The following is a 20,872-nucleotide window of genomic DNA, read 5'->3' on the forward strand; positions in this document are numbered from 1 at the left end:
GCAGTCACAGGTGGCGCGGCACTCATCAAGAGCGCAGCGCCGAATGCGCAGTACCTAACGAAGACGGTAAAAAGCATGAATCTTCACGAGTATCAGGGTAAGCAGCTGTTCGCTGAATACGGCCTGCCAGTTTCCACTGGTTACGCAGTAGACACCCCGGAAGCAGCAGCAGAAGCTTGCGACAAAATCGGCGGCAGCGAGTGGGTTGTCAAAGCCCAGGTCCACGCCGGTGGTCGCGGTAAAGCGGGCGGCGTCAAGCTGGTTCGCAACAAAGAAGACGCCAAGGCCTTCGCACAGCAGTGGCTGGGCAAGCGTCTGGTGACTTACCAGACTGACGCCAATGGTCAGCCAGTCACCAAGATCCTGGTTGAATCGTGCACTGATATCGCTAAAGAGCTGTACCTGGGCGCTGTCGTTGACCGTTCGAGCCGTCGCATCGTGTTCATGGCTTCCACCGAAGGTGGCGTGGACATCGAGAAAATCGCTCACGACACTCCAGAAAAAATTCTCAAAGCCACTATCGATCCACTGGTTGGCGCTCAGCCATTCCAGGGTCGCGAGCTGGCGTTCCAACTGGGTCTGGAAGGCAAGCAAGTTGCCCAGTTCGCCAAGATCTTCGTTGGTCTGGCCAAACTGTTCCAGGATCACGATCTGGCCCTGCTGGAAGTGAACCCGCTGGTGATCAAGGCTGACGGCGATCTGCACTGCCTGGACGCCAAGATCAACATCGACGCCAACGCCATGTACCGTCAGCCTAAGCTGAAGACTTTCCACGATCCGTCGCAAGACGATCCGCGCGAAGCGCACGCTGCCAAGTTCGAACTGAACTACGTAGCCCTGGAAGGCAACATCGGCTGCATGGTCAACGGTGCCGGCCTGGCCATGGGTACCATGGACATCGTCAACCTGCACGGCGGCAAGCCAGCCAACTTCCTCGACGTAGGTGGTGGTGCTACCAAAGAGCGCGTGACCGAAGCCTTCAAGATCATCCTGTCCGACACCAATGTCGCTGCAGTACTGGTCAACATCTTCGGCGGCATCGTTCGCTGCGACATGATTGCCGAAGGCATCATCGGCGCCGTGAAAGAAGTCGGCGTGAAAATCCCGGTTGTTGTTCGCCTTGAAGGCAACAACGCTGAGCTGGGCGCTAAAGTACTGGCAGAAAGCGGTTTGAACATCATCGCTGCTACCAGCCTGACCGACGCTGCTCAACAAGTTGTCAAAGCTGCGGAGGGCAAATAATGAGCGTCCTGATCAATAAAGACACCAAAGTTATCTGCCAGGGTATTACCGGCTCGCAAGGTAGTTTCCACACCCAGCAAGCCATCGAATACGGCACCAAGATGGTTGGTGGTGTAACTCCGGGCAAAGGCGGCACCGAGCACCTGGGTCTGCCAGTGTTCAATACCGTCAAAGACGCAGTTGCTGCCACTGGCGCTACCGCCAGCGTGATCTACGTTCCGGCTCCTTTCTGCAAGGACTCGATCCTGGAAGCAGCGTTCGGCGGCATCAAGCTGATCGTCTGCATCACCGAAGGCATTCCTACCCTGGACATGCTGGACGCGAAAGTTAAGTGCGACGAGCTGGGTGTTACCCTGATCGGCCCTAACTGCCCAGGCGTGATCACCCCAGGCGAATGCAAGATCGGCATCATGCCAGGTCACATTCACTTGCCAGGCAAGGTCGGTATCGTTTCGCGTTCCGGCACCCTGACCTACGAAGCTGTGAAGCAGACTACTGACGCCGGTTTCGGTCAGTCGACTTGCGTCGGCATCGGTGGTGACCCGATCCCGGGTTCGAACTTCATCGACATCCTGAAGCTGTTCCAGGAAGACCCGAAGACCGAAGCGATCGTGATGATCGGCGAGATCGGCGGTTCGGCTGAAGAAGAAGCGGCTGCCTACATCAAGGCACACGTGACCAAGCCGGTTGTTTCCTACATCGCTGGTGTGACTGCTCCTCCGGGCAAGCGCATGGGCCATGCTGGCGCAATCATCTCTGGCGGCAAAGGCACTGCAGACGAGAAATTCGCTGCGCTGCAAGACGCAGGCGTAAAAACCGTGCGTTCGCTGGCAGACATCGGCAAGGCCCTGGCCGAGCTGACCGGTTGGGCGGTCAAGTAAGCCTCGTGCTTGACTGACGCTTCACCAGACAAAGGCCACCTTCGGGTGGCCTTTGTTGTTTCTGAAGATCAAAAGATCGCAGCCTTCGGCAGCTCCTACAGATGATCCTGTGTAGGAGCTGCCGAAGGCTGCGATCTTTTGATCTTTGCTTTTTTTATGAAATTTAAATGCGTAAACGCGACACAGACACGTCGTGTATCGGATAGTTCGCCCTCAAACAGTGCGTTTGTCAGACAAATTCGTTAGGCTAGCAGCCATTTTTGCGTCTGCCGCCCACAAGGCATGCAACGCGCTAAACGGGTCAGTCTTATACGGACTGACAGCATTTCCCTAACCCCACAGGGAAATCCCCCTCTAAATTCCGATTCAGTAGTGTGGTATTTCCTTAATGAAAGTTTTGAAAGGTCAGGACATCCTGGCACTGGGCTTTATGACATTTGCCCTGTTCGTCGGGGCCGGCAACATCATTTTCCCGCCTATCGTCGGCCTGCAGTCCGGACCTAATGTCTGGATGGCGGCGCTGGGCTTTCTGATCACGGCCGTCGGTCTGCCGGTGGTCACCGTCGTCGCCCTGGCCAAGGTCGGTGGTGCGATGGATGCGCTGAGCAGCCCGATCGGCAAGATCGCCGGTGGTGTGCTCGCCGCGGCATGCTACCTGGCGGTCGGCCCGCTGTTCGCCACCCCGCGGACCGCGACCGTGTCGTTCGAAGTGGGTCTGGCGCCGCTGACCGGCGAAAGCCCTCTGGCGCTGTTCCTCTACAGCTCGGTGTACTTCCTGCTGGTGTTCTTCATCTCGCTGTATCCGGGCCGTCTGCTCGATACCGTTGGGCGTTTCCTCGCGCCGCTGAAAATCATCGCCCTGGCGGTACTCGGCATCGCCGCGTTCGCCCTGCCGGCCGGGGATATCGGTCAGGCCACGCCGGAATACGTCGCGGCACCGTTCTCCCAGGGCTTCATCAATGGTTACCTGACCATGGATGCCCTCGGCGCGCTGGTGTTCGGCATCGTCATCGTCAACGCGATCCGCTCCCGTGGCGTCGAGTCGCCTGCGCTGATCACCCGTTACGCGATCATTGCCGGCCTCATCGCCGGTGTCGGTCTGGCGCTGGTGTACATCAGCCTGTTCCGCCTCGGCTCCGGCAGCCACGAAGTCGCGGTCGGTGCCACCAACGGTGCGGCGGTGCTGCATGCTTACGTGCAACACACCTTCGGTTCGCTGGGCAGCGGTTTCCTCGCGGTGCTGATCTCGCTGGCGTGCCTGGTGACGGCGGTCGGTCTGACCTGCGCCTGCGCTGAATACTTCAGCCGCGTGCTGCCACTGTCCTACAAGACCCTGGTGATCATCCTGGCCGCGTTCTCGCTGCTGGTGTCCAACCTGGGCCTGACCAAGCTGATCGCGTTCTCGATCCCGGTGCTGACGGCGATCTACCCGCCGTGCATCGTTCTGGTGGCTCTGAGCTTCTGCAAGGACTTCTGGCATGAACACGGGCGGATCCTCGGCCCGGTCATGCTGGTATCTTTCCTGTTCGGCACCATCGACGCGCTCAAGGGCGCCGGTCTGGCTGACTGGATGCCGTCGCAGCTGTCGCACCTGCCGCTGAGCGAGCAGGGTCTGGCGTGGCTGGTGCCATGCGTGATGACCCTGGTGGTCGCCGTGGTCTGTGATCGCCTGCTGGGCAAGCGCAGCGAAGCTGTTGCCTGACGTTGTCTGACCCGCCACAAACGGGTCTTCAGCGCTTAAACAGAAATGCCCCGTATCAATCGATACGGGGCATTTTTTATGGGCGTCTGGCAGTGTCTTTTTCCGCGAGCTAACGTCGAAGCACTGCCGAGGTCTTAATGTGGGAGCGAGCAGGCTCGCTCCCACAGGTAGCATCCATACTCCACAGGGAATTGCATGTCGTTCATCCAAGCCAATCTGATCCACCTGCTGGCTGCGCTCTGGTTTGTCATCTGCTGGGGCGGCTACACCCGTTATGCGTCGTGGAAGGCCCGCGACACCGCGTGTCTGGCCAGCGTGCTGCACCTGTATCGCGAAGACTGGATGCGCCGCATGCTGCTGCGTGACAACCGTATCGCCGACGCCAGCGTGATCGGCAATCTTGAGCGCAACGCCTCGTTCTTCGCCTCCAGCACCCTGATCATCCTCGCCGGCATTCTCACCGTGCTCGGTGCATCCGAGCGCGCCGTGTCGTTGCTGGCGGATATCCCGATGGTGCAGCAGGCATCGCAGGGCATGTCGGAGATCAAGTTGCTGTGTCTGGCGCTGGTGTTCGTCTATGCGTTCTTCACGTTCAGCTGGTGCATGCGTCAGTACAACTTTGCTGCGGTGCTGGTCGGTTCCGCGCCGATGATCGGTGAGCGTCAGGTCTCGGAGCAGGAGCGCAAGGCGTTCGCACTGCGGGCGGCGCGAGTGATTTCGATGGCGGCGAACCAGTTCAACTTCGGTCTGCGTTCTTATTACTTCGGCATGAGCATGCTGGCGTGGTTTGTCAGCCCGTGGCTGTTCATGTTGATGAGTGCCGGGGTGGTCATCGTGTTGTACCGCCGCGAGTTTCATTCCGACGTGCTGGATGTGATGGTCTATACCCCTACAGAGGCACCATTGCCCGAAACCAATAAAGAGGCTGCTTGATGAGTATTCCGTTCTGGTGTGTGTTTATCAGTGCATTGTTGATCTACATCGCGCGCATGCCGGTGGGTAAAGCCATGAAAGAGCAGGGCGGTTACAACAATCACCTGCCGCGCCAACAACAGGCGCAACTCACTGGCTATGGCGCGCGGGCGCTGGCGGCGCACCAGAACTGCATCGAAGCGTTCATCCTGTTCGCCGTGGGTGTGCTGATGGCGCACACCACGCAAACCCAAGGCTGGTTGATCGATGCGCTGGCGATCATCTTTGTGATCGCGCGAATTCTTTACGTGTGGTTATACCTGGCGGATAAGCCATCCCTGCGCAGCCTGGTGTGGCTGGTCGGCCTGATCTGCAGTTTGTTGCTGATGATTAGTCCGACTTTTAGAACCGTATTGCTCTAAGAAAGCTTCTAAGCCAAGACTGACAAAAAATCACAGGCAAAAGAAAACCCGCACTTGGCGGGTTTCCTTTTTTCTGCATTAAGTCGCAATTATTGCTTCTTGGCAGCTTCTTCCTGAGCAGCTTGATTCGATTCAGCCTGAGCTTTGGCGGCTTCGGCGTTTTCTTTTGCTGCGTCGTTCACTTTATCCTGAGCTTTGTTCATGTCTTGCTGAGCTTGCTCAGCATGTTGGTTTGCATCTTGAGCTTTGTCCTCGGATTTTTTATCGCAGGCAGCGAGACCGAGGGAAGCGGTCAACATCAAGGCAATAGCTAAAGTCTTACGCATGGGGTGTTTCTCCTTATGGAAAATAACTACTGGCCTTAAGAGCGCAGCGCCAAAGGTTAAGTTCCTCATTTCGTTCAGATATATAAGTTTGTTTTTTAGTGGAACTTTTGCGGCATTTCCTACTACTGGCAAAAGGCTCTAACGAGAGTAATTATCAAATGGCTGAAAACCCCGTTTTTGAGCGCGCGACACGATTTCTTTCGGCCCTGCGCCATTGTCAGGTGCTCGGTTTGACGGTACACAGCGCCAGCAGCGAAGGGCTGACGGTGAGGTTGCCGTACAACGCGCAAATCGTCGGCAATCCACAGACCGGGGTCATCCACGGCGGCGCCATTACCTCGCTGATGGACACCGCGTGCGGCATGTCCACGTTGTGCGTGCTGGCGGAGTTCGAAGTCTGCCCGACCCTGGACCTGCGTATCGACTACATGCACGCCGCCGAGCCGAACAAGGACGTCTATGGCTTTGCCCAGTGTTACCGGGTCACCACCGATGTGATCTTCGCTCGCGGCTTTGCTTATCAGGATGACCCGAATCAGCCGATCGCCCATGTCGTCGGCACTTTCATGCGCATGGGCAAAAACCTGAAAGGCACCCAGGGATTTGGCGGCAAGGTCAAAGGAGAGAATCGATGAGCGATGACTGGAAGCAACAGCTGCTGCAGGCTCACGCTCAGGGCGATTACGCGCCGTTGTTGCGGATAATTCCTTACGCCGGGCTGATCGGCGTCGAATGTTCCCGGGTCGGCGATGAATTGCTGTTCAAGCTCCCGGCGAACAAGGACAACATTGGTAACCCTTTATTGCCGGCGATCCATGGCGGGGTGATTGCCGGGTTCATGGAGCTGGCGGCCGCGTTACATTTGCTGATCTTCACCGGTTCGCCCGGGGTGCCGAAGATCATCGACTTTTCTCTGGATTATCTGCGCGCCGGGCAGTTTCGCGACACTTGGGCCAAATGTCAGGTCTGTCGCCAGGGGCGGCGCGTGGCCAACGTCGCCATCACGGCCTGGCAAAGCACCGAGAGCGAACCGATTGCCACCGCACGTGCACATTTCAAAATTGATGAGCCCTTGAAATCCTGAACGCTGCCCCCAACTCAGTGAACAACCCGCCGCCGACCCTCAAGGTCGCGGCCACTGCCATCTGATTGGAGTTTGATGACCATGAGTGTGGAAACTCAAAAGGAAACCCTGGGCTTCCAGACCGAGGTAAAGCAGCTGCTGCACCTCATGATCCATTCGCTGTATTCCAACAAGGAAATCTTCCTTCGCGAATTGATCTCGAACGCCTCTGACGCTGTCGACAAGCTGCGCTTCGAAGCCCTGGCCAAGCCTGAGTTGCTCGAAGGTGGCGCTGAACTGAAAATCCGTGTGAGCTTCGACAAGGACGCCAAGACCGTCACCCTCGAAGACAACGGTATCGGCATGAACCGTGACGATGTGATCACCCACCTGGGGACCATCGCCAAGTCGGGCACCGCCGATTTCATGAAGAATCTCTCGGGCGATCAGAAGAAAGATTCGCACCTGATCGGCCAATTCGGTGTCGGCTTCTATTCGGCGTTCATCGTTGCCGACCAGGTTGATGTGTATTCCCGTCGCGCCGGCACCCCTGCCAGCGAAGGCGTGCACTGGTCGTCGAAAGGCGAGGGCGAGTTCGAAGTCGCCACCATCGACAAGCCAGAGCGCGGCACCCGCATCGTCCTGCACCTGAAATCCGCTGAAGACGAGTTCGCCGACGGCTGGCGTCTGCGCAACATCATCAAGAAATACTCCGACCACATCGCGCTGCCGATCGAGCTGCCGAAAGAAGTCACTGCCGCTGAAGGCGAAGAGAAGCCTGCCGTTGAGTGGGAAACCGTCAACCGCGCCAGCGCCCTGTGGACCCGTCCGCGCACTGAAGTGAAGGACGAGGAATACCAGGAGTTCTACAAGCACATCGCTCACGACTTCGAAAACCCGCTGGCCTGGAGCCACAACAAGGTCGAAGGCAAGCTCGAGTACAGCTCGCTGCTGTACGTGCCGGCCCGTGCGCCGTTCGACCTGTACCAGCGTGAAGCGCCGAAAGGCCTGAAGCTGTACGTGCAGCGCGTGTTCGTGATGGATCAGGCCGAGTCGTTCCTGCCGCTGTACCTGCGCTTCATCAAGGGCGTGGTCGATTCCAACGACCTGTCGCTGAACGTGTCGCGGGAAATCCTGCAGAAAGATCCGATCATCGACTCGATGAAGTCGGCGCTGACCAAGCGCGTGCTGGACATGCTGGAAAAACTGGCGAAGAACGAGCCTGAGCAATACAAGGGCTTCTGGAAAAACTTCGGTCAGGTCATGAAAGAAGGCCCGGCAGAAGATTTCGCCAACAAGGAAAAAATTGCCGGTCTGCTGCGTTTCGCATCGACCCAAGGCGACGACGGCGAGCAAGTTGTCGGTCTGGCTGACTACCTGGCGCGCGCCAAGGAAGGTCAGGACAAGATCTACTACCTCACCGGCGAAACCTACGCGCAGGTCAAGAACAGCCCGCACCTGGAAGTCTTCCGCAAGAAAGGCATCGAAGTGCTGCTGCTGACCGACCGCATCGACGAGTGGCTGATGAGCTACCTCAGCGAATTCGACGGCAAGACCTTTGTCGACGTGGCACGCGGTGATCTTGATCTGGGTAACCTGGACTCGGACGAGGACAAGAAAGCTGCAGAAGAAGTCGCCAAGTCCAAAGAAGGTCTGGTCGAGCGCCTGAAAACCGCGCTGGGCGACTCCGTTGCCGAGGTTCGCGTCTCTCACCGTCTGACCGATTCGCCAGCCATTCTGGCCATCGGCGAACAGGACCTGGGCCTGCAAATGCGCCAGATCCTCGAAGCCAGCGGGCAGAAAGTGCCGGAGTCGAAGCCGATTTTCGAATTCAACCCGAGCCACCCGCTGATCGAGAAACTCGACGGCGAGCAGAACGAAGGGCGTTTTGGCGACCTGTCGCACATCCTCTTCGATCAGGCCGCCCTGGCGGCTGGCGAAAGCTTGAAAGACCCGGCCGCGTACGTGACCCGTCTGAACAAGCTGCTGGTTGAACTGTCAGCTTGATCACGTTGTAGAAAAACCCGCTTCGGCGGGTTTTTTCATTCTGGTGTTTAACTAATCAGGAGTCAGAAATGAGCCAAGTTACTGTACGTTCCGTGGTCTATCAGCTGGATGGCCAGCCCTATGAAGGTCGTCTGGCGTTCGACACCGAGCACAAGGGCGCGCGCCCGGGCCTGCTGATGGCGCCGAACTGGATGGGCGTCAGCGCCGGGGCGGAAGAAATCGCCAAATCGGTCGCGGCCAAGGGCTACGTGGTGTTGATTGCTGACGTGTATGGCCAGGCAGTACGTCCGCAGAACGCTGACGAGGCCGGCGCGGCGATGATGCCGCTGAAGAACGACCGCGCACTGCTGCGCAAGCGTATGCAGGCGGCGTTCGAACAATTGCAGAAGCAGGGCGAGGCAGCGGTCGATACCTCGAAGCTGGCGGTGTTCGGGTTCTGCTTTGGTGGTTGCTGTGCGCTGGATCTGGCGCGTACCGGTGCGCCGGTGAAGGCGGCGGTGTCGTTCCACGGCACGCTCGACTCGCCGAACCCGGCGGATGCCAAGAACATCAAGGGTTCAGTGTTGGTGTTGCACGGTGCTTCCGATCCATTGGTGCCGAAAGAGCAATTGCCGGCGTTCGAAGAAGAAATGAACGCGGCGAAGGTCGATTGGCAGTTGCTCAGCTATGGCGGTGCGGTGCATTCGTTCACCGATCCGCATGCCAATGTCCCGGGCAAGATGATGTACGACGCGAAGACTGCCAAGCGTGCGTTCAAGTCGATGCATGATTTGCTGGATGAAGTGTTCAAAGACTGATTGTGCAGTCAGGTATTGACTCGGTCGGTGCCTGATCTGGCTTCATCGCTGGCAAGCCAGCTCCCACAGTGTTCGATTCGTTTTCTGGATATTTGTCCGGCACTAAACCTGTGGGAGCTGGCTTGCCAGCGATGGCTGACTAACAGGCGACACAGAGCTAAGGCAGTTCAATCCGCTCGACTTCCCCCGGCACCGTCGGCCAATCCCCGGCCGCCCACTTACGCCGCGCCTCATCGATCGCTGCCGGATCGCTCGCGACAAAATTCCAGTTGATCCGCCGTGGCCCGTCCAGCGCAGCGCCGCCAAACACCACTGCGTGCACATCGCTTTCGGCAAACAGGCTCATCTGTTCCCCGGCCGGCAACACCGCCAGCGCATGGGGTTCGAGGGGCTCGCCATTCAACTGCGCATCGCCACTCAGCACATAAATCGCGCGCTCTGCGTGCTCGGTCGGGATCAGCAAAGTAGTCGCGGTCTGCATCTTTACTTCGGCGTACAGCGTAGGAGAAAGCACCGGCACCGGTGATTCCAGGCAAAAGCCTGACCCGGCAATCATCCGAATCTGCACGCCAAGGTTATCGCTGACCGGTAAGGTTGCCGCCGGGTGATGGCTGTAATGTCCCGGCCCTTGCTCGTGATCCTTGGGCGAGGCCAGCCAGATCTGCAAACCGTGCATCGTGAAGCTTTGCGCCCACAACGGCTCGGGCGTGCGCTCGACATGGGCAATCGCACTGCCGGCGGTCATCCAGCTGACATCGCCAGCACTGACCACCTGATCGGAGCCGAGGCTGTCCTTGTGCTGGATCTGTCCTTCGAACAGGTAGGTCAGAGTCGAGAGACCAATGTGCGGATGCTGTCGGATGTTCATGCCTTTGCCCGTCGGATAAACCGTTTCGAGCATGTGGTCGAAAAACACGAAAGGCCCGATGCTGCGGCATTTGGCTGACGGCAGCGGGCGCAGGATCGGCTGGCCTTCGACGTCTTCGGCGCGCGGGCGGATGATCAGTGGTTGCGTATCCATGGTGCATTCCAGGCTGAGCGGGTGATGCCAGAAGCATAACCCGCCGCTGGCAAGAGGGTGATTACTGGCTGTCGAAGCCTTGTGGGGCGTGGGTTTCGATGCTGACGTCGGTGGTGGTCATCAGTTTGTGGATCGGGCAGCGATCGGCGACGCGCAGCAGTTCTTCACGCTGGGCATCGGTGAGGACGCCCTTGAGGGTAAGCGTCACGTGCAGGGCGTATTTGCCTTTTTGCTCTTCGCTGTTGTCGCGTTTGACCTCGACACCCACGCCGGTCAGCGGGATGTCTTTCTTCTTCGCGTACATCTTCAGGGTCAGTGCCTTGCAGGCACCGAGCGCGGCGTCGAAGTAGTCGTGTGGCTCGGGGGCCGAGCCTTCGCCGCCGGCAGACTTCGGCACGTCGGCAAACAATTCGTGGTCATCGATCTGTACGGTGTGACGAAAACCTTCGGCGGAGACGGTATTGACGGTAACAGTCATGGCAACCTCACTGGCAGTAGGAAAAAGTCGTTCGATCAAAAAAGGACCTTGCAGTTATAGAGCATTCCTACAGAGCCGCGTTCCACTTTCCTGCAGGATGAACCCTTGTCATCGGCTCAGGGTCTAGGCTATGCCTACCTGCCGGAGATTACTTGTGTCCTTGTTTCGTTTGAGTCTTGCCTGCCTGCTGGCATTCGCCGGTAGCGCCAGCGCCCGCGATTACACCTACAGCGATGCGCACTTGCACTACGTGGATTTTTTCCAGGAAACCGCCGGCATGGCGAAATTGCTCACGGCCATGCAGGACAATTCCATCGACCATGTGATGATTTCCGGTATTCCCGTGGCGAAGAAATGGCATGAGGACGAACCCAAGCGTCCGCGTTATTACGCCGGCGATGATGCCGATGCCTACTGGTACAGCGCCACGGACGTGATCGTTGCCGATGCCGTGCAAAAGCTGACTCCGGAGCAGCGTCAGCACTTTCATCCGTTCCTGTCGGGCTTCAACCCCAATGACAAGAACTCCGCCGCGCACATCCAGCGCATGCTCGATCTGTATCCGGGGCTGTGGCAGGGCATTGGTGAAGTGTTCACCCGCCATGATGACTTGACGGCGTTGACCGCCGGCGACACGCCACGGGCCAATAACGAGGCGATGAAGCGGATTTATCACCTGGCTGCCGAAAACGATCTGCCAGTGATGCTGCATTCCAACATCACTTCCAAGCGTGAGAAAAATCCGCTGTACCTGAAGGAAGTCGAAGAACCCCTGCGTAATCACCCGCACACCCGGTTCATCTGGGCGCACGCCGGCACCAGCGCGGAAATTCATCGGCACCAGACGCAACTGGATTTTCTCCTGCCCACGGTGAGTCGGATGCTTGAGGCTTATCCGAATCTGTACATCGATCTGTCGTGGAGCATGCTGACACCGTACCTGCTGGACGAGCAGGGCAAGCCGCGCGCCGAATGGCTGGCCTTGGTCGAGAAATACCCTGATCGGTTCATGATCGGCTCGGATGTTGTAGGCCGTTTCACCAAGCTCGGTCAGGAAATGCGCAGCTTCACGCCGTTCCTTGATGCCTTGCCTGAAGAAGTTGCGCATAAGGTCGCCCGGGATAACTTCCTGGCGATATTGCCGCGAACAGCGGCAAAGTCCGGGAAACCGCGCTGAATCGTTAATGCCGAGGGTTCGAAGTATCAAGGCCTTTTGATATCACCTTTTCGTCTTACGCAAATTTTCGCCGGGCCGATACCTTCTAAAGCAACCAGCTGCAGGGTTGATGCAGCGCTTTTGGAAGGAACCAGAGTCATGAGCATCCGTAGTCTCAATATCGCGCCGCGAGCCGGCCTGGGTTTTGGTGTGTTGGCGCTGATGGTGTTTGCCCTGGGAGCGTTCGCCCTGCTGCAAATGGCGAACATGCGCGCCCAGTCTGATGAGGTCGACAACAACTGGCTGCCGAGCGTGATGGCGGTCGGCGAGATGAGTCAGGACATGTTGCGCCTGCGTGCGCTGACCATGCGCCTGCTGCTCAATCGTGACCCGCAGGCGCTGGCGCAGAATGTCGCCAAGCTCAATGATCTGCGCGGTGTCTTGAGCGAAGCCCAACAACGCTATGACGTGTTGATCGTGCTGCCCGAAGAGCGCAAGTTGTTCGACCGCTTCAAGGTTGCCGAGCACAAGTACCTGGAGTTTCAGGCGCAGGTCATGCAATTGTCCGCGCAGAATCGGGTGGAGGAGGCGGCGGCGATTCTCAACGGTGAAATGAGCCCGTTGGCCGACGACATGGCGGCCACCCTGAAGGAGTTGGTCGAGCTGAACAAGCACAACGCCAATCTTGCCACTGAAGCCGCGCGCCTGGTTTTCATCAATTCGCGGGTGTGGGTCGGGGTGATGATCGGCATTACCGCATTGATCACCATCGGTCTGGCGTTGTTGCTGACCCGCAGCATCGTCCTGCCGCTGGCGCAATCACTCGGCGTGGCGGAAGTGGTGGCTGGTGGAGATCTGACTGGCGATATCAGTATCTCCGGCAAAGACGAACCGGCGCGGCTGCTGCAGGCGCTGAAAAGCATGCAGCACAACCTGCGCGACACCATCCGGCAGATTTCCGAGTCGTCCAGCCAGTTGGCGTCAGCCTCGGAGGAACTGAGTTGCGTCACCGAGGACGCCACGCGCGGGCTGCACCAGCAAAGCCTGGAGATCGAGCAGGCCGCCACGGCGGTCAATCAGATGACCGCTGCCGTGGAAGAGGTCGCGAGCAACGCCGTGGCGACTTCCGAGGCGTCGCGCGAGTCTGACCGGATTGCCCAGCATGGGCGCGAGCAGGTCAACCAGACGGTGACTTCGATCCAGTCCCTGGCTGACGACGTCACGTCCAATGCAACGCAGGTCGAGGATCTGGCGCAGAAGGTTCACGGCATCAGCAAAGTGCTCGACGTGATCCGCTCGATTGCCGAGCAGACCAATCTGCTGGCACTGAACGCAGCGATTGAGGCGGCGCGGGCCGGGGATGCCGGGCGTGGCTTCGCGGTGGTGGCCGATGAGGTGCGGGCGCTGGCCCATCGCACCCAGCAATCGACCCAGGAAATCGAGCAGATGATCGGTGGCATCCAGCAGGGCACCGATTCGGCGGTCAGTTCGATGCAACAGAGCAGCGTCCGCGCCAATTCGACTCTGGAACTGGCCAAGGCTGCGGGTTTGGCGCTGGAGGAAATTGCCTCGGCGTTCACCTTGATCAACGAGCGCAACCTGGTGATCGCCAGCGCCTCGGAAGAGCAGGCAGCGGTGGCGCGGGAGGTGGACCGCAACCTGATGAACATCCGCGATCTGGCGATGCAGACTTCGGCGGGGGCAAATCAGACCAGTGCGGCAAGCCAGGAGTTGTCGCGGCTGGCGGTGGATTTGAACAATATGGTGGCCAAATTTTCGGTCTGAGCTGACCCTTGACGATTGCACTCACCCCCTGTGGGAGCGGGCTTGCTCGCGAAGGTGTTGTATCAGATACATCTTCGTTAGCTGGCAGGCCGCCTTCGCGAGCAAGCCCGCTCCCACAGTATTTGTGTGTCGCCTGGGAATCGCAGGCACAAAAAAGCCCCGCATCTGCGGGGCTTTTCGTTGTAGCGGCAGATCAGCTGCCTTTAACGGTTTTGCCGTTGACCGTGCCGTCCTGGAGCATGATGTTGTACTCCTTGCCGTCGGTTTCAACCTGTTGCAGGCGGACCAGCAGGTAATCCCAATCCTTGGCGAACCACAGCACAGTGATGCGCTTGCTTTGTGTCGGGTCACGCACGCGCTCGACCTTGATTGCATCGATCTTGCCGGCCTTGGTGTCGACTTTCTCGGCACCCAATACACGGAAGTCATAGGTGTCGACTTCACCGTCGTCGACCACCTGATAGCTCATGGTCTTTTTGCCGGAGGCGACGTCGTGCTGCAGCGCCAGTTGATAGGTCGACTTGTCGACCATGCCACGGTTCAGCGGGATCTTCACCGCGTCGCCCCGGTCAGTGCCGGTGACCATCTTGCTGTTCCAGTCGAAGTCCAGATCAGCCTTTTTTGCTTTGCCCAGACCACCACGTTCGAAGTGGTAGGACTGTGGCAGCAGGGTGTCCTTGTCCAGGGTCAGCGTGCTTTCTTCGGTCAGGCTGGCGATCATCATCGACGCTTTGAAGCTGAGTTTCCAGACGCCGTTGGCTTCCTTGGTCAGGCTGCGTTCGGCGGTGCCGCTCATGGGCAACTGTTTCCAGTCGGCGGTGTAGCTGGCGGAGAACGGTTGAAGGTCTGCCGCCTGCGCGAAAGGCAGGGCGAGCAGAGCGCAAGCGAAGAGCAGGGCGCGACGCATAAAATCTCCTAGTGTCGAATCAAGTGGCCGCTGGCCGCGAGTAACTGGCCATCCAGTAAAGCACCTTGCTCACCGAGTGCCAGTCGGCCTTCGGCAAACCAGCGTACAGCCATCGGATAGATCAGGTGTTCCTGGACATGCACTCGCTGCGCAAGTGTCTGCGGCGTGTCGTGCAACTCTACCGGTATTACTGCCTGTACGACCAGTGGTCCACCATCGAGTTCCTCGGTGACGAAGTGCACGGAGCAGCCGTGCTCCGCATCGCCGGCCTCGAGCGCGCGCTGATGAGTGTGTAACCCTTTGTATTTGGGCAGCAGCGACGGGTGGATATTGAGCAGACGACCCTGATAGTGGCGCACGAAATCAGCGCTGAGAATACGCATGAAGCCGGCCAGTACCACGAGTTTTGGTTTGAATTCGTCGATCAGTTCGATCAGGGCAGCATCGAAGGCCTCGCGACCTTCGAAAGCCTTGTGATCCAGCGAGCGGGTGGCGATACCCGCGTCACTGGCGCGTTGCAGGCCATAGGCGTCGGCGCGGTTGGAAATCACCGCAGCGATGCGGACCGGGCTGTCGCCGGTCCGCGTGCTGTCGATCAGAGCCTGCAAGTTACTGCCGGTGCCGGACAACAGCACCACGACATCACAGGTTGCGGACATTAATGAGCCTTAAGGTTCTGCAGATCAACCTGGGCAGCGCCTTCGGCAGCGGCAGCGATCTGGCCGATGACCCAAGGCTGTTCGCCGGCGTCACGCAGGGTGTTCAGGGCCACTTCAACGTGCTCCTGAGCCACGCAGATCACCATGCCGACGCCGCAGTTCAGTACGCGGTGCATTTCGGTCTCGTCGACGTTGCCTTTCTCTTGCAGCCAGTCGAAGACCGCCGGGCGAGTCCAGCTGGCCACGTCAACCACGGCCTGAGCGCCTTTTGGCAGAACGCGCGGAATGTTGTCCAGCAGGCCGCCACCGGTGATGTGGGCCATGGCTTTGACCGCACCGGTGTCTTTGATCAGCTTGAGCAGCGGCTTCACGTAGATGCGGGTTGGGGCCATCAGCAGTTCGGTCAGCGGCTTGCCGTCGAGCTGAACGGTTTCAATGTCGGCACCGGATACTTCGATGATCTTGCGGATCAGCGAGTAGCCGTTGGAGTGCGGGCCGGACGATGGCAGGGCGATCAGTGCGTCACCGGTGGCGACTTTCGAGCCGTCGATGATTTCGGCTTTCTCCACGACGCCGACGCAGAAGCCGGCCAGATCGTAGTCTTCGCCTTCGTACATGCCAGGCATTTCAGCGGTTTCGCCGCCGACCAGGGAGCAGCCAGCCAGTTCGCAGCCTGCACCGATACCGGTGACCACGGTGGCAGCTACGTCGACGTTCAGCTTGCCGGTGGCGTAGTAGTCGAGGAAGAACAGCGGTTCTGCGCCGCACACCACCAGATCGTTGACGCACATGGCGACCAGGTCCTGGCCGATGCTGTCGTGCTTGTTCAGGTTCAGCGCCAGGCGCAGCTTGGTGCCGACGCCATCAGTACCGGAAACCAGCACCGGCTGTTTGTAACCGGCCGGGATCTCGCAGAGGGCGCCGAAACCGCCCAGGCCGCCCATGACTTCCGGGCGCGCAGTGCGCTTGGCGACGCTCTTGATGCGTTCGACCAATGCTTCACCGGCGTCGATGTCTACACCGGCGTCCTTGTAGCTCAGGGAGGGTTGCTTGCTCATGATCCAGGCCTTTAGGGGAGGGGATTCAGGGGTAACGACCGAGTTCAGCGGGAACATCGAAATCGAGAGGGCGATGGCCTTACGCGAATTTCGGGGTGCCCGGCTGTTGCCGGTCTGCGAAGGCGCGCGATTTTATCAGGCTTGAGGGGCAGCGGCCATCCTCGCGCCGACGGGCAGGGGCATAATCGACTGAAATTTTTTGCAATTGTGCCGGGCGGCTGCCTGTATAAGGTGTGCCGATTAACCGTCTATCGTTATCACTGTGCAAAAACTTACCGCTAGCGTGTGAATGTTTTGCGATGGCAGATTGTCACAGCCTTGCTTAACCGGTTCACGCGGCCTGTTCCAGCCGCTCCTGTCGACGGGAATTTTCCATGCGTTTTTGTAAATTGTTGGTTGTGGGTTGTTTGTCGTTGGTCAGCCTGGCGAGTCATGCCGAAAACCTCAAGGGTCTCTATCAAGTGCGCCAGCCGGTCAGCAGTCAGGCGCCGGAAGAGCGTGATCGCGCCACGCAGGCGGCGCTCGATACGCTGGTGTTGCGCCTGACCGGTGACCCCAAGGCTCCGCAGAATCCGGGGCTGGCAGCGATTCGCAAGGATCCGCAGCAGATCATCAGTCAGTTCGGTTTCGATGCCGGGCCGCCGGAGGTGCTCAAGGTCGATTTCGATCCGGCCACCACCGAGCAGGCGCTGCGCCGGGCCGGGCTGTCATTGTGGGGGGCGAGTCGGCCGTCGATTCTGAGCTGGTGGCTGAACGATTCGACTGAAGGTTCGAGCCTGGTCGGCGACGGTCAGGCAGCGGCTGCTCCATTGCGTTCTGCGGCTCAGCATCGTGGCTTGCCGCTGCGTCTGCCGCTAGCGGATCTGAGTGAGCAACTGGTGGCCACCGCGCCAGTGCTGGATGGCAGCGATCCCGCGCCATTGCGCGGCGCTTCGGAGCGTTACGGCGCGGATGCGTTGCTGGCGGTGCATGCGCACGAAGAGGGCGGGCTGTGGCAGGCCAAGTGGCATCTGTGGCTGGGCGATCAGAAAGAGGCCGGCAGTGTGCAGGGCTCCGATCAGTTTGCCGTGGCCGATGCGGTGATGCTGGCGGTGGCCGAGCGTCTGGCGCCGCGATTTGTCGCCAAGCCTGGTGCTTCGGGCCAACAGACCCTGGAAGTGCAGGGTATGAGTCTTGAGCATTACGCCACACTGCTGCGGTTACTCGAACCGTTTGGTGTGCGTCTGCAAAGTGTCGATGGTGATCGCATCGTGTATCGGGTCAACGGCAGTGCCGATCAGTTGCGCGCGCAGTTGTCGTTGGCGAAGTTGCAGGAGTTGCCGGCCGAAGCACCGACGCCAGTGGCAGCGCCGCAGCCAGCGGTGGCAGGTGCAGCGCCTGTTGCGGCTCCAGCGCCTGCACCGGTAGCACCTTCGTTGCGGTTTCGCTGGTAAGTCTTTCCTTATATAGAAGCAGTGGGAGTGGTAAATGGCCGATACGCGGCGTTGGTTCTGGCTCGGTGGGGTAGTCCTGCTTTGCGCGTTTGTGTGGTTGCTGCATCCGATCCTCACGCCGTTTCTGGTGGCGTTGCTGCTGGCGTATCTGTTCGATCCGCTGGTGGATCGGTTGGAGAAACTCGGTTTGTCGCGAACCTGGGGTGTGATCGCGGTGTTCGCCTTGTTCACTCTGATCGTCACCACGTTGCTGTTGGTGCTGGTGCCCATGCTTGCCAAGCAGTTGGTGCGTTTGTATGAGTTGGCGCCGCAAATGCTTGACTGGCTGCAGCACACGGCGCTGCCGTGGGCGCAATCGAAGCTGGGCCTGTCTGACGGCTTCTGGAAGTTCGACAAGGTCAAGGCGGCGATCAGCGAACACATGGGGCAGACCACTGACATCGTCGGTGTGGTGCTGAGTCAGGCGACGGCCTCGAGTCTGGCGCTGATCGGCTGGCTGGCGAATCTGGTGCTGATCCCAGTGGTGAGTTTTTATCTGCTGCGCGACTGGGACGTGATGATGGCCAAGATCCGCAGCCTGTTGCCGCGTGATCGTGAAGAAACCATCGTCTCGCTCGCCGGTGAGTGCCACGAAGTGCTCGGCGCGTTCGTGCGCGGACAGTTGCTGGTCATGCTGGCGCTGGGCGTGATCTACGCAGCGGGTCTGATGATTGTTGGTCTGGAATTGGGGCTGTTGATCGGCCTGATCGCAGGCCTCGCGGCAATCGTGCCGTACATGGGTTTTGTGATCGGTATTGGCGCGGCGCTGATTGCCGGGCTGTTCCAGTTCGGTGGCGACCTGTACCCGATGATCGGCATCGTTGCGGTGTTCATGGTCGGGCAGGCGCTGGAAGGCATGGTGCTGACGCCGCTGCTGGTCGGCGACCGGATCGGCCTGCATCCGGTGGCGGTGATCTTCGCAATCCTGGCCGGCGGCGAGCTGTTCGGCTTTACCGGAGTGCTGCTGGCATTGCCGGTGGCGGCGGTGATCATGGTGCTGGTGCGTCACGTGCACGATTTGTACAAGGACTCGGATATTTACAGCGGGGCAGATGAGCCCGAGTTGTAATCCGATCACGGGCGGCCCGGCATTGTGCCGGGTTGGCCCGGGTTTTGCGGCGGGTTCGTTCGATACCGCGTCAGAGAAACTGTCATAAAACCAGCGTGTTAACGCAAACCTTTGATTTTGCTTGGGGTCTGTCGCATTGTGCGCTCAGCTTCACGGGTATAAACTTCGCAAACTTTACACAGAGGCCACTAACGGTTCCTTGAGAACTGTTCAGTCAGCATGAAACCGATTCAGCTGCCCCTAGGTGTGCGTCTGCGTGACGACGCCACCTTCATCAACTACTACCCAGGCGCCAATGCCGCTGCACTCGGCTATGTCGAGCGCCTATGCGAAGCCGACGCCGGCTGGACCGAAAGCCTCATCTACCTGTGGGGCAAGCATGGGGTAGGGCGTACGCATCTGTTGCAGGCGGCGTGTCTGCGTTTCGAGCAGATGGGTGAACCGGCGGTGTATCTGCCGCTGGCCGAGCTGATGGATCGTGGTATCGAAATCCTCGACAACCTTGAGCAGTACGAACTGGTCTGCCTGGATGACTTGCAGGTGATTGCCGGCAAGCCGGACTGGGAAGAGGCGATGTTTCATCTGTTCAACCGCCTGCGTGACAGCGGTCGACGTTTGCTGATTGCCGCTTCAACCTCGCCGCGCGAGCTGCCGGTGAAACTGGCTGACCTCAAATCGCGCCTGACCCTGGCGCTGATCTTCCAGATGCGGCCGCTCTCCGATGAAGACAAATTGCGTGCCCTGCAATTGCGCGCGTCGCGTCGCGGTCTGCATCTGACCGATGAAGTCGGACACTTTATTCTGACTCGCGGCACCCGCAGCATGAGTGCATTGTTCGACCTGCTCGAACAGCTGGATCAGGCCTCGTTGCAGGCGCAACGCAAGCTGACGATTCCGTTCCTGAAAGAGACCCTCGGTTGGTAGTCAGCCCTTGAAATACGAGGCTTTCAGCACGTTTCGACATATTTCAGGCGCCAGAAAATCCGCGTTTCCGCAACGTATGCAGACCGCGTATCGAGTCAAATGGGCTTAAGCGCTTAGATGTAAACGAGAAACCGGGAAGTCACAAAAAGATCGATTGAATTTGCAAATGAGGCCGATAGCGGGCATAGTCTCGGCTTCTTTACAACTTCAGCCACGGTCGTGCCCATGCTAAATCGCTTCGCACCCCTCGTGCCTCTCGCACTCGTCACCCTGTTGTTCGGTTGCGCTGCTCATTCTCCAGTTCAAGAGCAGCCTCAGCAGGTTAAAAATTCTGCCACTGCCCAGTCTTCTGTTATTTACCAGGAAGAGCTGGACACCGAAAAAGAACTCTCGGACTTCAACAAGAAGCCGTACGAGCTTCCGGTTCTGGCCGACAGTATCCTTGAACGCGGCATGTCCCTGATCGGTACCCGTTACCGTTTCGGCGGCACCTCTGAAGCCGGCTTCGACTGCAGCGGTTTCATCGGTTATCTGTTCCGCGAAGAAGCCGGCATGAATCTGCCGCGCTCCACCCGTGAAATGATCAACGTGGATGCGCCTCTGGTCTCGCGCGGCAACCTTGAGCCGGGCGATCTGCTGTTCTTCGCTACCAATGGTCGTCGCGGTCGTGTAAGCCACGCCGGGATCTACTTGGGTGACAATCAGTTCATCCACTCCAGCAGTCGTCGCAGCGGCGGTGTTCGCATCGACAGCCTGGGTGACAGCTACTGGAGCAAGACCTTCATCGAAGCCAAGCGCGCCCTCGCGATGGCTCCGACCGTGGTCACCGCTCGCAAGTAATTCCCCCGTTGTCGCCACGTCCGTGGCGACAAAAACGGTGCCCGGCAAGGGAGTAGACCTAGACTTTACAAGGTGAAGTTAAAGTCTTACTTGAAGTTTGCCGCGTAGCCGCTAGAATCCTGTATCTATATTGATGGCAAACCGCCTGCGT

Annotated in this window: 21 protein-coding genes; 15 read left to right on the forward strand and 6 right to left on the reverse strand. The window is 59.0% G+C overall.

All coding sequences use genetic code 11. From position 1 onward, the window contains the following. The first annotated feature begins 75 nt into the window (after positions 1–75). The 5 genes from sucC to QRN61_RS14435 all read left to right on the forward strand — a co-directional run bounded on the left by sucC (position 76) and on the right by QRN61_RS14435 (position 5,159). Complete coding sequence (gene sucC, locus QRN61_RS14415) at positions 76–1,242, forward strand: ADP-forming succinate--CoA ligase subunit beta (protein WP_003223015.1); 1,167 nt, start codon at positions 76–78, stop codon at positions 1,240–1,242. Next, positions 1,242–2,123 (forward strand): succinate--CoA ligase subunit alpha, encoded by an 882-nt coding sequence (gene sucD / locus QRN61_RS14420; RefSeq protein WP_003223019.1) that lies wholly within the window; start codon positions 1,242–1,244, stop codon positions 2,121–2,123. Before sucC ends, sucD begins: the two co-directional genes overlap by 1 nt. Positions 2,124–2,511: 388 nt before the next feature. Continuing rightward, positions 2,512–3,825 carry a branched-chain amino acid transport system II carrier protein gene (brnQ, locus tag QRN61_RS14425; protein WP_285374064.1) on the forward strand — a complete coding sequence of 438 codons (1,314 nt, stop codon included), beginning with the start codon at positions 2,512–2,514 and terminating at the stop codon, positions 3,823–3,825. 195 nt (positions 3,826–4,020) lie between these two features. Continuing rightward, positions 4,021–4,758 (forward strand): DUF599 domain-containing protein, encoded by a 738-nt coding sequence (locus tag QRN61_RS14430; RefSeq protein ID WP_027614039.1) that lies wholly within the window; start codon positions 4,021–4,023, stop codon positions 4,756–4,758. Beyond that, positions 4,758–5,159, forward strand: coding sequence for an MAPEG family protein (locus QRN61_RS14435; protein ID WP_007962864.1), 402 nt, complete (start codon positions 4,758–4,760; stop codon positions 5,157–5,159). Before QRN61_RS14430 ends, QRN61_RS14435 begins: the two co-directional genes overlap by 1 nt. 89 nt (positions 5,160–5,248) lie before the next feature. Here the strand turns inward: QRN61_RS14435 and QRN61_RS14440 are convergent, their stop codons facing one another. Then, on the reverse strand, positions 5,249–5,485 hold the full coding sequence (locus tag QRN61_RS14440) for a hypothetical protein (protein WP_007962865.1): 237 nt from the start codon (positions 5,483–5,485) through the stop codon (positions 5,249–5,251). A 158-nt stretch (positions 5,486–5,643) separates the two neighbouring features. Between QRN61_RS14440 and QRN61_RS14445 the strand changes: the two genes are divergently transcribed. From QRN61_RS14445 to QRN61_RS14460, 4 genes are all read left to right on the forward strand, one after another. Next, complete coding sequence (locus QRN61_RS14445; RefSeq protein ID WP_027614041.1) at positions 5,644–6,120, forward strand: PaaI family thioesterase; 477 nt, start codon at positions 5,644–5,646, stop codon at positions 6,118–6,120. Continuing rightward, on the forward strand, positions 6,117–6,569 hold the full coding sequence (locus tag QRN61_RS14450; protein WP_027614042.1) for a PaaI family thioesterase: 453 nt from the start codon (positions 6,117–6,119) through the stop codon (positions 6,567–6,569). The genes QRN61_RS14445 and QRN61_RS14450 overlap by 4 nt, the downstream gene beginning before the upstream one ends. A gap of 81 nt (positions 6,570–6,650) precedes the next feature. Next, positions 6,651–8,555: a molecular chaperone HtpG gene (gene htpG / locus QRN61_RS14455; RefSeq protein ID WP_285374065.1), complete on the forward strand. Its 1,905-nt coding sequence runs from the start codon at positions 6,651–6,653 to the stop codon at positions 8,553–8,555. A 68-nt stretch (positions 8,556–8,623) separates the two neighbouring features. Continuing rightward, positions 8,624–9,352, forward strand: coding sequence for a dienelactone hydrolase family protein (locus tag QRN61_RS14460; protein WP_285374066.1), 729 nt, complete (start codon positions 8,624–8,626; stop codon positions 9,350–9,352). A gap of 157 nt (positions 9,353–9,509) precedes the next feature. Here the strand turns inward: QRN61_RS14460 and QRN61_RS14465 are convergent, their stop codons facing one another. Both QRN61_RS14465 and QRN61_RS14470 read right to left on the reverse strand, forming a co-directional pair. Further along, positions 9,510–10,373 (reverse strand): pirin family protein, encoded by an 864-nt coding sequence (locus tag QRN61_RS14465; protein ID WP_285374067.1) that lies wholly within the window; start codon positions 10,371–10,373, stop codon positions 9,510–9,512. Between the two features lie 61 nt (positions 10,374–10,434). After that, positions 10,435–10,851: an OsmC family protein gene (locus tag QRN61_RS14470; RefSeq protein WP_027614046.1), complete on the reverse strand. Its 417-nt coding sequence runs from the start codon at positions 10,849–10,851 to the stop codon at positions 10,435–10,437. A gap of 130 nt (positions 10,852–10,981) precedes the next feature. Here QRN61_RS14470 and QRN61_RS14475 point away from each other — a divergent pair, with 130 nt between their 5' ends. Then, positions 10,982–12,028, forward strand: coding sequence for an amidohydrolase family protein (locus QRN61_RS14475; protein ID WP_414887893.1), 1,047 nt, complete (start codon positions 10,982–10,984; stop codon positions 12,026–12,028). Between the two features lie 138 nt (positions 12,029–12,166). Then, the gene (locus QRN61_RS14480) at positions 12,167–13,792 is read left to right on the forward strand and encodes a methyl-accepting chemotaxis protein (RefSeq protein WP_285374069.1); all 1,626 of its coding nucleotides are present in this window, start codon (positions 12,167–12,169) and stop codon (positions 13,790–13,792) included. Between the two features lie 193 nt (positions 13,793–13,985). On the opposite strand, the gene QRN61_RS14485 is transcribed toward QRN61_RS14480, so the two are convergent. The 3 genes from QRN61_RS14485 to purM are packed head-to-tail and all read right to left on the reverse strand — an operon-like array spanning position 13,986 to position 16,416. Continuing rightward, positions 13,986–14,699: a DUF3108 domain-containing protein gene (locus QRN61_RS14485; RefSeq protein WP_027614049.1), complete on the reverse strand. Its 714-nt coding sequence runs from the start codon at positions 14,697–14,699 to the stop codon at positions 13,986–13,988. Positions 14,700–14,707: 8 nt separating this feature from the next. Further along, positions 14,708–15,358, reverse strand: coding sequence for a phosphoribosylglycinamide formyltransferase (gene purN / locus QRN61_RS14490; RefSeq protein WP_047600250.1), 651 nt, complete (start codon positions 15,356–15,358; stop codon positions 14,708–14,710). Continuing rightward, the gene (purM, locus tag QRN61_RS14495; RefSeq protein WP_027614051.1) at positions 15,358–16,416 is read right to left on the reverse strand and encodes a phosphoribosylformylglycinamidine cyclo-ligase; all 1,059 of its coding nucleotides are present in this window, start codon (positions 16,414–16,416) and stop codon (positions 15,358–15,360) included. The genes purN and purM overlap by 1 nt, the downstream gene beginning before the upstream one ends. A gap of 374 nt (positions 16,417–16,790) precedes the next feature. Between purM and QRN61_RS14500 the strand changes: the two genes are divergently transcribed. The 4 genes from QRN61_RS14500 (at position 16,791) to QRN61_RS14515 (ending at position 20,721) form a co-directional block, all read left to right on the forward strand. Then, positions 16,791–17,849: a DUF2066 domain-containing protein gene (locus QRN61_RS14500; protein ID WP_285374070.1), complete on the forward strand. Its 1,059-nt coding sequence runs from the start codon at positions 16,791–16,793 to the stop codon at positions 17,847–17,849. A 34-nt stretch (positions 17,850–17,883) separates the two neighbouring features. After that, a complete protein-coding gene (locus QRN61_RS14505) occupies positions 17,884–18,957 on the forward strand; it encodes an AI-2E family transporter (protein WP_027614053.1) in 1,074 nt (357 codons plus the stop codon). A 219-nt stretch (positions 18,958–19,176) separates the two neighbouring features. After that, positions 19,177–19,881 carry a DnaA regulatory inactivator Hda gene (hda, locus tag QRN61_RS14510; protein ID WP_025111852.1) on the forward strand — a complete coding sequence of 235 codons (705 nt, stop codon included), beginning with the start codon at positions 19,177–19,179 and terminating at the stop codon, positions 19,879–19,881. Positions 19,882–20,106: 225 nt separating this feature from the next. After that, positions 20,107–20,721: a C40 family peptidase gene (locus QRN61_RS14515; protein ID WP_007962885.1), complete on the forward strand. Its 615-nt coding sequence runs from the start codon at positions 20,107–20,109 to the stop codon at positions 20,719–20,721. Positions 20,722–20,872: the final 151 nt, after the last annotated feature.

Origin of the sequence: Pseudomonas sp. lyk4-TYG-107, from assembly GCF_030209055.1 — a bacterium.
Classification (GTDB): Bacteria; Pseudomonadota; Gammaproteobacteria; order Pseudomonadales; family Pseudomonadaceae; genus Aquipseudomonas; species Aquipseudomonas putida_A.